The 14,350-nt window shown below is 62.1% G+C and carries 14 protein-coding genes and 1 tRNA gene; all 15 read right to left on the bottom strand.

The window, feature by feature from the left end; all coding sequences use genetic code 11:
- A partial coding sequence (locus AACR77_RS07955) for a proton-conducting transporter transmembrane domain-containing protein (RefSeq protein ID WP_042880703.1) occupies positions 1-729 on the bottom strand: 729 nt, incomplete at its 3' end.
- Entirely contained in the window at positions 726-1,034 is a 309-nt protein-coding gene (gene nuoK, locus AACR77_RS07950; RefSeq protein WP_010675036.1) for an NADH-quinone oxidoreductase subunit NuoK, read from the bottom strand. The genes nuoK and AACR77_RS07955, both read right to left, overlap by 4 nt.
- 79 nt (positions 1,035-1,113) lie before the next feature.
- The gene (gene nuoJ, locus AACR77_RS07945) at positions 1,114-1,653 is read right to left on the bottom strand and encodes an NADH-quinone oxidoreductase subunit J (RefSeq protein ID WP_010675035.1); all 540 of its coding nucleotides are present in this window, start codon (positions 1,651-1,653) and stop codon (positions 1,114-1,116) included.
- A 9-nt stretch (positions 1,654-1,662) separates the two neighbouring features.
- The gene (nuoI, locus tag AACR77_RS07940) at positions 1,663-2,205 is read right to left on the bottom strand and encodes an NADH-quinone oxidoreductase subunit NuoI (RefSeq protein WP_010675034.1); all 543 of its coding nucleotides are present in this window, start codon (positions 2,203-2,205) and stop codon (positions 1,663-1,665) included.
- A gap of 90 nt (positions 2,206-2,295) precedes the next feature.
- Positions 2,296-3,261 carry an NADH-quinone oxidoreductase subunit NuoH gene (gene nuoH / locus AACR77_RS07935; RefSeq protein WP_010675033.1) on the bottom strand — a complete coding sequence of 322 codons (966 nt, stop codon included), beginning with the start codon at positions 3,259-3,261 and terminating at the stop codon, positions 2,296-2,298.
- Positions 3,258-5,987 carry an NADH-quinone oxidoreductase subunit NuoG gene (gene nuoG, locus AACR77_RS07930; protein ID WP_042880701.1) on the bottom strand — a complete coding sequence of 910 codons (2,730 nt, stop codon included), beginning with the start codon at positions 5,985-5,987 and terminating at the stop codon, positions 3,258-3,260. Before nuoG ends, nuoH begins: the two co-directional genes overlap by 4 nt.
- A gap of 57 nt (positions 5,988-6,044) precedes the next feature.
- Positions 6,045-7,430, bottom strand: coding sequence for an NADH-quinone oxidoreductase subunit NuoF (nuoF, locus tag AACR77_RS07925; protein ID WP_042016644.1), 1,386 nt, complete (start codon positions 7,428-7,430; stop codon positions 6,045-6,047).
- On the bottom strand, positions 7,427-7,966 hold the full coding sequence (gene nuoE / locus AACR77_RS07920) for an NADH-quinone oxidoreductase subunit NuoE (protein WP_010675030.1): 540 nt from the start codon (positions 7,964-7,966) through the stop codon (positions 7,427-7,429). The genes nuoF and nuoE overlap by 4 nt, the downstream gene beginning before the upstream one ends.
- Before the next feature lie 72 nt (positions 7,967-8,038).
- The gene (nuoC, locus tag AACR77_RS07915) at positions 8,039-9,844 is read right to left on the bottom strand and encodes an NADH-quinone oxidoreductase subunit C/D (RefSeq protein WP_042880699.1); all 1,806 of its coding nucleotides are present in this window, start codon (positions 9,842-9,844) and stop codon (positions 8,039-8,041) included.
- A 2-nt stretch (positions 9,845-9,846) separates the two neighbouring features.
- Complete coding sequence (locus AACR77_RS07910) at positions 9,847-10,521, bottom strand: NuoB/complex I 20 kDa subunit family protein (RefSeq protein ID WP_010675028.1); 675 nt, start codon at positions 10,519-10,521, stop codon at positions 9,847-9,849.
- Between the two features lie 29 nt (positions 10,522-10,550).
- Positions 10,551-10,955 (bottom strand): NADH-quinone oxidoreductase subunit A, encoded by a 405-nt coding sequence (locus AACR77_RS07905; RefSeq protein WP_039038710.1) that lies wholly within the window; start codon positions 10,953-10,955, stop codon positions 10,551-10,553.
- 256 nt (positions 10,956-11,211) lie between these two features.
- Positions 11,212-12,087, bottom strand: a complete 876-nt coding sequence (locus tag AACR77_RS07900) for a flagellar motor protein MotB (protein ID WP_042880697.1) — start codon at positions 12,085-12,087, stop codon at positions 11,212-11,214.
- A complete protein-coding gene (locus tag AACR77_RS07895) occupies positions 12,065-12,823 on the bottom strand; it encodes a flagellar motor protein (RefSeq protein WP_039038709.1) in 759 nt (252 codons plus the stop codon). The genes AACR77_RS07900 and AACR77_RS07895 overlap by 23 nt, the downstream gene beginning before the upstream one ends.
- A 483-nt stretch (positions 12,824-13,306) precedes the next feature.
- Positions 13,307-13,394 (bottom strand) — tRNA-Ser (locus tag AACR77_RS07890).
- Positions 13,395-13,659: 265 nt separating this feature from the next.
- Positions 13,660-14,277, bottom strand: coding sequence for a TPM domain-containing protein (locus AACR77_RS07885; protein WP_039038708.1), 618 nt, complete (start codon positions 14,275-14,277; stop codon positions 13,660-13,662).
- Positions 14,278-14,350: the final 73 nt, after the last annotated feature.

The raw sequence follows: 14,350 nt of genomic DNA, 5'->3' as shown, positions 1-14,350 counted from the left end.
GTCCGCCAGCCAGGTCTGCAGCGGCAGCTGGGCTGACTTGCCGACCGCGCCGCCGAGCAGCATCAGGCAGGCAAACGACAGGGCAGGGGAGCCGTCGGCAAACATCGCAGGGGCTCGCACCAGCAGCTCGTGAATGTTGAGGGTGCCGAGCTCGCGGTAGAGCACGAAGAGCCCGATGGCGAGGAAGACGTCGCCGACCCGGGTCACCACGAACGCCTTGAGGGCGGCGGCACCGTTGTTGCGATCCTTGTAGTAGAAGCCGATCAGCAGGTAGCTGCACAGCCCCACTCCTTCCCAGCCCAGATAGACGAACAGCAGGTCATCGGCCAGCACCAGGAACAGCATGCTGGCGATGAAGAGGTTGGTGTAGGTGAAGAAGCGTGAATACCCCTCTTCCCCGCGCATGTACCAGGAGGCGAACAGGTGGATGAAGAAGCCCACCCCGGTCACGACCCCCAGCATGGTCAGCGATAGCCCATCCAGGGAGAGACGGAAGGCGGGCTGGAACTCGCCCACCGTCATCCACTGCCACAGGGTCTGGGTATAGACGCCGCCTTCCGGCATGGTATTGAGGAAATCGATGCCGACCCACAGGGTAGTGAGGGCCGAGAGACCGATGCTGCCGACACCGATGAGCGCCGAGGTGCGCTCGCCGAGGCGGCCGAGGGAGAAGGCCAGCAGCAGCCATCCCAGCAGCGGGAACAGGAAAGTCAGATATAGGAGGCTCATCCGCGCATCTCGCTCACAGTGTCCACGTTCAGGGTGTGGTAACGACGATAGAGCAGCAGTAACAGGGCGAGGCCGATACTGGCCTCCGCTGCCGCCAGAGAAATCACCAGTATGTACATGATCTGGCCGTCGGCCTGGGCCCAGCGGCTACCCGCCACCACGAACGCCAGGGCGGACGCGTTCATCATGATTTCGATACTCATGAGGATAAACAACAGGTTGCGGCGTATCAGCAGGCCGCACAGGCCGATGGCAAACAAAATGGCCGCCAGCAGGAGGCCGTGCTCCATGGGAATTCCACTCATCGCCATGCTCCTTGTGCTTGCTGGATGGAAAGGGGGCGGGCTGCCGGCAGCGAGCCATGCATTACCACGGGGATGTCGCTCATTGCTGACCTCCTTCCTGTGTGGTGCGAGGCACGGAGAGCACTTCCCCGCTCTTGTCCTCGCGGCCCAGGTGATAGGCGGTGACCAGACCCGCCAGCAGCAGGATGGAGGCGAGCTCCACCGCCAGCACATAGGGGCCGAACAGGGCGATACCGACCTCCTTGGCGCTGACCTCGGTCAGACCCAGTTCACCGCCGGTCACGCCGAGAATGCCGTGGGCCAGAAAGCCCAGCAAAATGAGGGAGAGCAGGGCCGGGCCACCCCAGGTCATGGGGGTGAGCCACTTCTTCTCCTGATCCTGGGCGCTTCCCAGGTTCAGCATCATCACCACGAACACGAACAGCACCATGATGGCGCCGGCGTAGACGATCACCTGCAGGGCCCCCGCAAAGGCGGCGCCCAGGCAGAAGAAGATCATGGCCACGGCGATGAGGGAGATGATGAGATTGAGCAGCGCATGCATGGGGTTGCTGGTGCTGATCACCCGCAGCGTGCTGTAAACGGCGACCAGGGCCGCGGCATAGAATGCCAGTTCCATGATTGACTCCTAGGGCAGCAGGCTCTTGACATCGATGGGCTTGGCTTCGTTCTCGGCATCCCCTTTGGGTTTGCCGTCGATGGCCATCCCGCTCATGCGGTAGAAGTTGTAGTCCGGGTATTTGCCGGGGCCGCTTATCAGCAGATCTTCCTTCTCGTACACCAGATCCTGGCGACGATACTCCCCCATCTCGAAATCCGGCGTCAGCTGGATGGCGGTGGTGGGGCAGGCCTCCTCGCACAGGCCGCAGAAGATGCAGCGGGAGAAGTTGATGCGAAAGAACTCCGGGTACCAGCGACCATCTTCCCGCTCCGACTTCTGCAAGGAGATGCAACCGACCGGGCAGGCAACAGCACACAGGTTGCACGCCACGCAGCGTTCGTCGCCGTCAGGATCCCGGGTCAGTACGATGCGACCGCGAAAACGGGGGGCGGCGTAGACCGGCTGCTCCGGGTAGCTCAGGGTTTCACGGGGGCGCCAGGCATGGGAGAAGACCATCCCAAGACTGCGCAACTGGGTGCCAACACCCTTGATAATGCTCGTAATTTTCATAGGTGCCTCACTGCACATTTATCAGCACTGGCGTCTGGGCGTTTCCTTGCCGCAGACCGCCGAATCATCGTCATGTCCATCTCGTTTTGCTCACGCATTCATCAGCACCACGGCAGCGGTGACCAGCATGTTGAGCAGGGTCAGGGGCAGGCACACTTTCCAGCCAAAGGACATCACCTGGTCGAAGCGCGGGCGGGGCAGGGAGGCCCGCAGCAGGATGAAGAACACCATGAAACAGGCGGTCTTCAGGGCGAACCAGATGAAGGGCGGCAGCCAGGGGCCGTGCCAGCCACCGAAGAAGAGGGTCACGATGAGGGAAGAGATCAGCACGATGCCGATGTACTCCCCCACGAAGAAGAGACCCCACTTCATGCCTGCGTACTCGATGTGATAGCCGTCGGCGAGCTCCTGCTCGGCCTCCGGCTGGTCAAACGGGTGGCGGTGGGTGACGGCGACCCCGGCAAACAGGAAGGTGACGAAGCCCAGGATCTGGGGGATCACGTTCCACATGCCGGCCTGGGCCTCGACGATGTCACGCAGGTTGAAGCTGCCGGTCTGGATGACGATGCCCATGAGCGAGAGGCCAAGGAAGACCTCGTAGGAGAGGGTCTGGGCCGAGGCGCGCAGGCTGCCGAGCAGGGAGTACTTGTTGTTGCTCGACCAGCCGGCGAACAGCACGGCATAGACCGCCAGCCCGGCGATCGCCAGGATATAGAGCAGCCCCACGTTGAGATCCGCCACGCCCCAGGTGGGGGTGATGGGCACCACCGCAAACGCCAGGATGAAGGCGGTGAAGGCGATGATGGGGGCCAGCACGAAGATCCGGCGATCCGCAAAGGGCGGGATCCAGTCCTCCTTGAAGAACATCTTGACCATGTCGGCCGCCAGTTGCAGCAGGCCGAAGGGGCCAACCCGGTTGGGGCCGTAACGGTCCTGCCACAGTGCCAGCAGGCGGCGCTCAATGAAGCTCATGAAGGCGCCAGCCCCCACGATCCCCACGAGCACGACCAGGGCCTTGCCGACCTCGATCAGCAGATCCATCAGAGAGTCGCTCATGCGATGACCTCCTGCAGGTTATCGATCAGGGCGTGGTGCAGGGCGGTCGGCAGGCCGTTCACCCCGAGTGGCAACCCTGCCAGGCCCGGAGCCAGCGCATCGCTCAGGCGAAGACGCAGGCGCCAGTGGTTGCCACCCCAGGATAAGGCCACCAGTGCGTCAGGGGACAGTGCCAGGCGCGCGGCATCCGCCGGGTTCAGTACCAGGGTGGGTTCACCCATGCGAGCCTGGATGACCGGGCTTCTGGCGGAGAGCTCCTCGCCACCGAACAGCTGGTCATAGCTCACCACCTGCAGGGATGCGGCGGGCTGGAAGGGGGCCGGGATGGCGCCAAACCAGCCCAGGTTGCCTTCGCCCGGCTCCAGCAGGCGGCGACCGGGATCCCCGGCACGCAGGTTGCCACCCACCTCGTCCTGGAACTTGTTCCAGGCGGAGGGGGAGTTCCAGCCCGGCGCCCAGGCAAACGGTACCTGAGAGAGGGGCTGGCGGGCACCGGCGTAGCCTTCCATGGAGAAGGCGAACGGCGAATCGGGATCCTGGGCGACTCTGGGCTCGCTCACGTTCTGGTTCGCCAGCATGGAGGTGCGACCACTGTAGCGGTGCGGCTCCCGGGCGAGCTTCATGCCGCGAATGCGCAGGCCGGCGTTGGGTGCAGCTTCACCCATGGTGGTGAGCAACGGGGCGCTGGCGGCACAATCGCGACTCACATCGTCGAAGGTGCTCCAGCGAACCGAACGCGGTTGCTGGCTCCCTTGCAGGGCATCCAGCCAGCGCCAGCTTTCGCGCACCTGGATATCGGCGTTGTAGAAGGCGGGAGCATAGACCTGGAAGAAGCGCTGGGCGCGGCCTTCCATGTTGACCAGGGTGCCATCGCCTTCGGCAAAACTGGCGGCAGGCAGCACCAGATCCGCCTTCTTCGCGGTGGTCGTCTCCTGATGGTCGATGACCAGCAGGTGTTGCAGGCGATCCAGGGCGGCGTCCACCCGGCTGCGGGGGGCTCGGCGGTAGAGGTCGTTCTCAAGAACGACCAGGGCAAGCCTCTCTTCCCCTTCCATGCGCTCGAGGGCTGCCTCCAGCGGGGCGGCATGCCGGGCCAGCATGGCCAGCCCCAGGCTGTTGGCTTCCTGAGCCACCAGGGCAAGCTCCGCGGCCTGGCCACGGCCCTTGAGGGCGCGGGCGATGTTGCTGGCCGCTTCGATCAGCGCCTCGTTGCGGGCACCATTGCCTGCGATGATGAGGGGCTTTTTGGCGTTGCCAAGCAGGTCGGCCCATTGGGCGGCGAGGGCCTGCTGTTCGGGGGAGAGATCCGTTGGTGCAGGTGCACTGGCGTCCAGCAGGTGGGCGATGGCAAACCCGAGGCGTGCCTGATCCGCGTGGGGGGCGTGCAGGGTGCTGCTCGCCACGTCATCCAGGCGGGTGGCATCCAGACTGGTGATGAGCAAGGGGTAGCGCTGGTTCTGGGCCAGGGTCTGCACGGCAGCGACCTGCCAGAGATCCACCTTGAGCTTGCGGGCAATTTCGCGCCCCTTGCCTTTCACCGCCTGGCGCAGGGCCAGGGCGATGCGGGCGGCGGTCTGGGTGACATCTTCCCCGAGCACCAGCACGGCGTCGGCTTCTTCCATATCGCGAAGGCTGGGAGTGCGCACGCCGCCGTGCTCCAGAATGTCCAGCATCTTCTGCAGGCATTTCCATTCGCTCTGCTCGACCCCGGAGTAGAAGTTGGCGGCCCCCACCAGTTCGCGCAGGGCGAAGTTGCTCTCCAAGGAGGCGCGGGGTGAGCCGATGCCGATGACGCCGCTGGCGGTGCGCAGCGCATCCGCGGCCCGGTTCAGGGCACCATCCACCGTGATGGCCAGCTTGTCACTGCCATCTTGCAGCAGGGGTTGGCGCGGGCGGTCGGTCAGATTGACGTGACCGTAGCCGAAGCGGCCGCGATCGCAGAGGAAATAGTGGTTCAGGGCGCCGTGGAAACGGTTCTCGATGCGGCGCAGCTCGCCGTAGCGCTCACCCGGGCTGATGTTGCAGCCGACCGAGCACCCCTGGCAGATGCTGGGGGCGAACTGCATGTCCCACTTGCGGTTGTAACGCTCGGAGTGGGTCTTGTCGGTGAAGACGCCGGTGGGACAGACCTCCACCAGGTTGCCGGAGAATTCGCTCTCCAGGGTGCCATCCTCGACCCGGCCGAAGTAGACGTTGTCATGGGCGCCATAGACCCCGAGATCCTCGCCACCGGCGTAATCCTTGTAATAGCGCACGCAGCGGTAGCAGGCGATGCAGCGGTTCATCTCGTGGTTGATGAAGGGGCCCAGATCCTGATTCTGGTGGGTGCGCTTGGTGAAACGGTAGCGGCGGCTGTTGTGGCCCGTCATCACCGTCATGTCCTGCAGGTGGCAGGCGCCACCCTCTTCACACACCGGGCAGTCGTGGGGATGGTTGGTCATCTGCCACTCCACCACCGTCTTGCGAAACTCCTTCGCCTCTTCATCCTCGATGGAGATATAGGTGCCATCGGTGGAAGGGGTCATGCAGGACATGACCAGGCGGCCGCGCTTGTCGTCGGCATTCTGATACTGTTTGACCGCGCACTGGCGGCAGGCACCGACGCTACCCAGCGCCGGGTGCCAGCAAAAATAGGGGACGTCCAGACCCAGCGACAGACAGGCTTGCAGCAGGTTGTCTGCCCCGTCTACCTCGTACTCTTTACCGTCTACATGAATGGTTGCCATACAACTTCCCTGAAACCTGTTTTATGAAATCGGCTATTGCCCGATGCGTCCTGGCGCTTACCAGCGCTCGCCCAGCAGGTTGGGCTGGATACCCTTGAACAGCTTGTGATTGTCATGGGGGGCCTTGACCCCAGCCTCGAACTCGGACCGGAAATACTTCATCGCACTGCCAAGGGGCTCGACGGCGCCGGGGGCATGGGCACAGAAGGTCTTGCCCGGGCCCAGGAAACTGACGAGTTGTTCCAGGGTCGCGAGATCCTCGGGTTGGCCCTCGCCCCGCTCCAGCGCCCGCAGGATCTTGACGCTCCAGGGCAGGCCGTCGCGGCAGGGGGTGCACCAGCCGCAGGATTCGCGGGCAAAGAACTCCTCCATGTTGCGCAGCAGGGAGACCATGTTGATGCTGTCATCCACCGCCATGGCGAGCCCGGTGCCCATGCGGGTGCCCACCTTGCCGATGCCGCCTGCATACATCTGGGCATCCAGGTGCTCGGGCAGCAGGAAGCCGGTGCCGGCGCCGCCCGGTTGCCAGGTTTTCAGACGATAGCCGGGCTTCATGCCGCCGGCGTAGTTTTCGAACAGCTCGCGGGCGGTGATGCCAAAGGGCAGCTCCCACAGGCCGGGATTGTTGACCTTGCCGGAAAAGCCCATCAGCTTGGTGCCGTGATCTTCCGAACCCGGCAGTGCCAGCCCCTGATACCAGGCCACACCGTTGCCGATGATGGCGGGGACGTTGCACAGGGTTTCGACGTTGTTGACGCAGGTCGGTTTGCCCCAGACGCCGGAGACGGCGGGGAAGGGGGGTTTGGCCCGCGGGTTGGCGCGCCGTCCTTCCAGGGAGTTGATGAGGGCCGTCTCTTCGCCGCAGATGTAGCGACCTGCGCCGGTGTGGACGAACAGCTCGAAGTCAAAGCCCGAGCCCAGGATGTTCTTGCCAAGGAGCCCCGCGGCCTTGGCCTCTTCCACGGCGCGGCGCAGGTGGATGGCGGCATCCACGTACTCGCCGCGCAGGAAGATGTAGCCGCGATAGGCCTTGAGAGCCCGGGCACTGATGATCATCCCCTCGATCAGCAGGTGGGGCAGCTGCTCCATCAGCATGCGGTCTTTGTAGGTATTGGGCTCCATCTCGTCGGCGTTGCAGAGCAGGTAACGGATGTTCATGCTCTCGTCTTTGGGCATCAGGCCCCACTTCACGCCGGTGGAGAAACCGGCGCCGCCGCGTCCCTTGAGGCCGGCATCCTTGACGGTGCTGACGATGTCATCCGGGCTCATCTGGCCCAGCGCCTTGCGGGCGGCTTCATAGCCCTGTTTTGCCTGATACTCCTCGAGCCACACCGGCTGGCCGTCGTCTCGCAGGCGCCAGGTGAGAGGGTGAGTCTCGGCGGTACGGGGGATGCGGTTGGCGGTACCGAGGGAGGCAAGCGTCTTGCCTGGCTGAATGCTCATGGGTAAGCCTCCAGGGTTTTCAGCAGGCTGACGGCATCGAGTCCGCCATAGGTATCGTCATCGATCATGATGGCCGGCCCCTTGTCGCAGTTGCCGAGGCAGCAGACGGGCAGCAGGGTGAAGCGGCCATCCGGGGAGGTCTGACCGGGGGCCAGATTGACGACCTCTTTCAGACCGGCAAGCAACTGCTCGTGGCCGTTGATGTAGCAGACCATGCTGTCGCAGACGCGGATGATGTGACGACCCACCGGCTGGCGGAAGATCTGGCTGTAGAAGGTGGCGACCCCTTCCACGTCGCTGGCGGGGATGCCGAGCTCGGCGCCGATGGCGTGAATGGCGCCGTCAGGCACCCAGCCACGGGCCTGTTGCACTATCTTGAGCGCTTCGATGCTGGCTGCTCGGGGATCTTCGTAGTGGTGTTTCTCGTGTTCGATGGCATCGCGCTCGGCCTGGCTCAGGACGAAATCTCCCTGCTGGCTGCTGCATGCCCCTTGCCCTTGTGGGGTCTGGTTATTGTGACACTGACATTGGCTCATGACTTGACCTTTTGTGGCTTGTCCCTTTACTGCGCGTCTTGCCCTTCGCCCCGGCTGCCGGGGCGAGAGGACTCAACGATCCACATCTGACATAACGAAATCGATACTGCCCAGGTAGACGATAAGATCCGACACCATCTGGCCGCGGATCACCGAGGGGATCTGCTGCAGGTGGGCAAAGCTCGGGGTGCGGATCCGGGTCCGGTAGCTCATGGTGGAGCCATCGCTGGTCAGGTAATAGCTATTGACCCCCTTGGTCGCCTCTATCATCTGGAAGGACTCGGCGGCCGGCATGACAGGCCCCCAGGAGACTTGCAGGAAGTGGGTGATCAGGGTTTCGATGTCCTGCAGGGTGCGCTCTTTGGGCGGTGGCGTGGTGAGCGGGTGATCCGCCTTGAAGGGGCCCTCAGGCATGTTTTTCATGCACTGCTCGATAATGGACAGGCTCTGGCGGATCTCCTCGATGCGTACGGTGGCGCGGTCGTAGGCGTCCCCGTTGCTACCCACCGGCACCTCGAACTCGAACTGATCGTAACCGGAATAGGGGCGCCATTTGCGCACGTCAAAGTTGAGCCCCGTGGCCCGCAGACCGCCCCCCGTGGTGCCCCAGGCCAGGGCCTGGGCCGTGTTGTAGGCGGCGACGCCGATGGTGCGGCCCCGCAGTATGCTGTTGCGCATGGCCGCCTTTTCATACTCCATCAACCGCTTGGGCAGCCAGCTCAACAGGTTGTCCTGGATGAGGCGGGTCCAGCCGGCAGGCAGATCGTGGGCCACGCCGCCGATGCGGAACCAGGCCGGGTGCATGCGGGCCCCGGTGATGGCCTCGATGATGGTGTAGATCTTCTGGCGGTCCGTGAAGGTGAAGAAGACCGGGGTCATGGCCCCCACGTCCTGAATGTAGGTGCCAAGGAACAGCAGGTGGCTCTGGATGCGGAACAGTTCCGCCATCATCACCCGGATCATGTCGACCCGCGCCGGCACCTTGATGCCGGCCAGCTTCTCGACCGCCAGCACATAGGGCAGGTTGTTCATCACGCCGCCCAGGTATTCGACCCGGTCGGTGTAGGGGATGTAGCTGTGCCAGGACTGGCGCTCGCCCATCTTCTCGGCGCCGCGGTGGTGATAGCCGATGTCGGGCACGCAGTCGCGGATCTCTTCTCCGTCGAGTTGCAGCACCAGGCGGAAGGCGCCGTGGGCGGAGGGGTGGTTCGGCCCGAGGTTCAGGAACATGTAGTCCTCGTTCTCGTTGCCGCGGGCCATGCCCCACTCTTCCGGCTTGAACAGCAGGTTGTCCTGCTCCTGATCCTGCTTGACCGCATCGAGCATGAAGGGATCAAACTCGGTGGCGCGCGCCGGGTAGTCCTTGCGCAAGGGGTGCCCTTGCCAGCTCTTGGGCATCATGATGCGGGTCAGATGGGGGTGGCCATCGAAGGTGATCCCCATCAGATCCCACACTTCCCGCTCGTACCAGTTGGCGTTGGGGAAGTGGCGGCTGACGGTGGGCAGATGGAGATCACTCTCCTTGAGCGCCACCTTCAGCATCACGTCGGCGTTACGGTCGATGGAGATGAGGTGATAGAAGACGGTAAAGTCGCTCTGTGGCAGGCCGTGGCGATGGCTGCGCATCCGTTCGTCGGTGGCGCTGAGATCGAACAGCATCACGAAGGGGGAGGGCAGCTTGCGCAGGAAGCCCATCACATCCAGCAGCAGCTCGCGGGGCAGCCAGACCACCGGCACGCCGGTACGGGTGCTCTGCACGGTGAAGCGCTCGGCACCGAAGTGGGCGAACAGCTCGCCGACCACCTGGGCATCGGCGTGATCGGCGGTTTGCCACTGGGCCATGGTGTAATTGCTTGGGAATTCTCGAGTCAGTTTCATGATCAGATCTCATCCGGCGTGCGCAGGTTGGTCACGTTGATCCGCTCGCCGCGCTTGCGTTCCTTCTCGGATTGCATCTGGGGACGGTAGATCCCCTGATCCCCCACCACCCAGGAGAGGGGGCGGCGTTCCTTGCCGATGGACTCCTGCAGCAGCATCAGGGCTTGCAGGAAGGCCTCGGGGCGGGGCGGGCAGCCCGGAATGTAGACATCGACCGGCAGGAACTTGTCCACCCCCTGTACCACGGAGTAGATGTCATACATGCCGCCGGAGTTCGCGCAGGCACCCATGGAGATGACCCACTTGGGTTCGAGCAACTGCTCATAGAGCCGCTGGATGACAGGGGCCATCTTGATGAAGGGGGTGCCGGCAATCACCATGAAGTCGGCCTGACGGGGGGAGGCTCGTATGACCTCAGCGCCGAAGCGAGCCACGTCGTGGGGAGAGGTGAAGGCGGTACACATCTCCACGTAGCAGCAGGAGATGCCGAAGTTGTAGGGCCAGAGGGAGTTCTTGCGGCCCCAGTTGACGGTGTCTTGCAGCACCTCTTCGAGGCGCCCGATCATGATGCCGCGGGTCGCTTGCTGCGCCAGTGGATCATCGACGGTCTGGCGCTGTTCCTGGGGGTAGCGCTCAACGGGCGCATCCGGGTCAATCCGGGTCAGGGTGTACTTCATGGTGCAACCTCAAAGAGATAATCGGTAGTTCAGTCTGGTTTCTTGTCAGTCAGGACACGCTTTTTCGGGGCCCAGTCGAGGGCACCAATGCGCCACAGGTAGAGGAGGCCTACCAGCAGCAGGGTGATGAAGATGGTGGCTTCGATGAAGCCGACCCAGCCGCTCTCCCGAACGGAGACGGACCAGGCAAAGAGATAGAGGGCTTCGACATCGAAGATGACGAAGAACATGGCGACCAGGTAGAACTTGGCGGAGAAGCGCAGGCGGGCGTTGCCGACGGAATCCACCCCGGATTCGAAGGGTTTGTTCTTGGCACGGCCATAGGCGCGCCCCCCCAGCAAGGCCGCCAGGCCTATCATGGTCAAGCAGATACAGATGGCGCCAATGACATAGACAGCAAAAGCCCAGTGCTGGACGGCAATATCAGCAAACATATAGGTTTTTCCCTAACCAAATTAATCATGTGACTTAACAATGACGTTACGTAGTATGCCACTTTCGTACTGATTTACATGTCATTTCAAAGGATTAATTATTAATCAACGGGATGAAAATTGTGTTTTGCTAGCGGGGTCAACTTTCTCGTTTGAGAATTGTTTTCAATCGTTTTTATTTAGCAGAAAAAAACCGGATAGTTTGAAAATCCGGTGGATGGCAGGAAACAAAAGACCCCGCATGGCGGGGTCTGTTTCAGGGTTGGAGAACGGGGAGGCTCTGCTCTGTCGCCTTGCCCTGGGAGAGCACGATCTCCACCCGGCGGTTGGCCTGGCGGTGAGCCGGGGTATCGTTTGGATAACGGGGTTGGGTATCCGCCACCCCCTGGGCGATCAGCCGTCGTGAATCCAGTTTGGGGTTGGTCAGCAGGGTGTGGGTGATGGTGGCCGCCCGCAGCACCGACAGCTCCCAGTTGTTGCGATAGAGCTCCACCGGCGCCTGGGAGTTGTCGGTGTGACCGGTGACCACCACCATGCCGGGAATGTCCGCCAGCACGTCCGAGACCTTGTTGACCAGGGGAATGAACTGGGGCTGCAAGAAGGCGGAGTCGGCCGGGAACAAGGTCTTCTCGCCGATGCGGATCACCAGTTGGCTGCCAAGCTGCTCCACCTCGATCTCCTTGGACTCGATTTGGCTCTTGAGCTGCTGATCCAGCTTCTGCTTGGTGACCGTGACCCAATCCTGCTCCTTGGTCTTGTGGGGCCAGGACTCCGTGGCCGTAGGTTTCTCCGAGGAGCCGATGGTCTCGTTGAAAGGGTCGGCCGCCGCTGCGGGCGTCTGGGTATCCAGCACCTGCTCTTTCTGGGAGGTATTGGGGGTGGTCTTGGACTCGGGTTCCAGTATGCCTGTGCCCCCCTGCATCACGGGGGAGCCGGCGGGAAGGGAGACCAGCCCTATCTTGCCAAGAGATTCGATAAAGCCCTGAATGAGCACGCGAGTCTCCGACTGCTTGGCCATGGCGAAGGAGTAGAGCACCACGAACAGGGCGAACAGCAGTGTCATGAAGTCGGCGTAGGAGACCAGCCAGCGTTCGTGGTTCTCCGGCGCCTCAGCCTTTTTCTTTTTCGCCACTGTGGCCTCCGAGGTAAGGCTCAAGGGTCACTTGCAGCCGTTGCTGTGACTCGCCGTCCACGATGCAGAGGATGCCGGTGAGGGTCATCTCCTTGTAGTGGCGGATCTGGTGGGCAAACGACTTGTAGCGGTTGCCGAAGGGCAGGAAGATGAGGTTGGCGGCCGACACCCCGTAGATGGTGGCGATAAAGGCCACCGCGATGGCGCCTCCCAGCTTGTCGGGGGCATCCAGCAGGCCCATGGCGTGAATGAGGCCAAATACGGCCCCGACGATCCCCATGGTCGGGCAGTAGCCCCCCATGGCCTCGTAGAATTTGACGGTCTGTTCGATATCTTCCTGCTCGAACTCGATCTCGTTTTCCAGTACCTCGTGGATTTTGGTCTTCTCGTAGCCATCGACCATCATCTGTACCCCTTTTTGCAGGAAGGGATCCTTGATGTCGTCGATCATGCCCTCCAGTGCCAGCATGCCACTGCGCCGTGCATTGCCCGCCAGGGTTTCAAGCAGTTGGGCCTGCTCCAGCATGTCGAGGCGCAGGGGAGTGATGAGCCACTTGAAGCGCTTGAGGGTTTTACCAACCACGGAAAAAGGAAACTGGGTCAGTGCGGCACCGACGGTACCGCCGATCACGATGAGAAAGGCGGGCAGATCGAGCAGGGCGCTGGGGTGCCCCCCTTCTATCATGTTGCCACCCAGAATGGCTGCCAGGGCCAGCAGCAAGCCAATAAGACTCATTTGTCCATATCCCTATGCGATGTGTGAGGCTAGTGTAGCCATTTAACTATCAGTTTTTCAAAACGATATCCAATCGGTGAGCAATATCCGAGAGGTTGCGCAGACCCGGTAGTGTCCGGTGGCATCGGCCTGTACCGCTTGATCTGTAGAGCAGGTTGACGGTGCCGGCATGGCAGGACGAGGCGGTTATCCAAGTGATATCACAATATACTGTGCTATCTGTGAGAGGATATTGGTTATTTATATCGTCAATTTCTGTTTGCTTGGCGTAATACGCTGTCAACGAGAAAGGGCTGGCTGCCCTCGGGGTATATCCCCTGTCGACAGAGAGCAGCGAGGCGGAAGGGATTGGCTGGGCGGCACTCGGCCAGGTATCGCGGCAAACCGCTTTTTCTGGCCCCCGCCGATGACGGGTTTCTCTTGTCAGGGGGCTGGCAGACGCCTTGAAGCAAAAAACCGACCCTGAGGTCGGTTTTTACAATTTGGCGGTGAGGGAGGGATTCGAACCCTCGATACGTTGCCGTATACACACTTTCCAGGCGTGCTCCTTCAGCCACTCGGACACCTCACCAAATTTTTACTGCTTGAAGTGGCTTTCGGAGCACGCTGCGCGTGCATCTTGCCGACTTCGTCGGTGGGCAGCCTCTCGGATACCGCACCAAATTTTGTCTGTGGTTTAACGTGTTCAGCCAACACGGTGTTCGCTGCGCCGTTGCGCTGGAACGGGGCGTAATTTAGGGGAAAGGGCTGCCTGGGTCAACCACTTTTCCCCTTATTTTTCATAATCTTTATCGAGTGCCTATCCCTTGAACAGAATGCCGGTTTTTTAATCCCGTTCAAGGCTTGTCGAGAATGATCAGGCTGTCAGGCAGCTCGTTCTGATCCCGGGTGGCGGGGAAGGCGTCGGTCAGAATGGCGCTGGTGCGCTCCACGCACTCCAGGAACCCCTGCTCGACCTCCTTGTTGCGTACCCGAACCACGAAGTCGTCGATGATCTGCTGCCACTGGGTGTTGTCGATGTGCTGGGCGATCCCGTCGTCTACCAGGATCTCCACATAGTGCTCCGCCACCGAGACGAAGATGAGCACACCGAGCCGGTCCCGGGTGCGGTGAAGTCCCTGCTCGACAAACTGCAGGCGGGCCATCAGGGCGGCCCGGTGACGGCGTACCTTGTGGGGAATGAGCCGCATCTTGATGGGCGTCCAGTGGAACAGCAGGCTCAGCAGCAACCAGACCGACCACTGCACCAGCAGGATCTCGTACCAGCCAAGCCAGAAGCCGAGCTGGAAGACCAGCAGGGGGGTGAGCATGGCCAGCAGGGCGGCCCACAGGGTCGGGATATAGCGATAGCCATCGCTGGCCGGGGCCAGCACGGTGACCAGTTCGGCATCCGTGGCCTGCTCGGCCTGTCGAACCCTGGCCTGCAAGGTGTGGAAAAACTGTTTTGAAATCATCTTGTTGTCTCTTTTTCCCTGATTACCAACCGCCAGATGCACCGCCGCCGCCAAAGCTGCCGCCGCCACCACT

The sequence above is a fragment of the Aeromonas sp. ZOR0002 genome (genome assembly GCF_963866995.1).
Classification (GTDB): domain Bacteria; phylum Pseudomonadota; class Gammaproteobacteria; order Enterobacterales; family Aeromonadaceae; genus Aeromonas; species Aeromonas caviae.
This window is presented reverse-complemented; position numbering and strand designations above follow the sequence as displayed.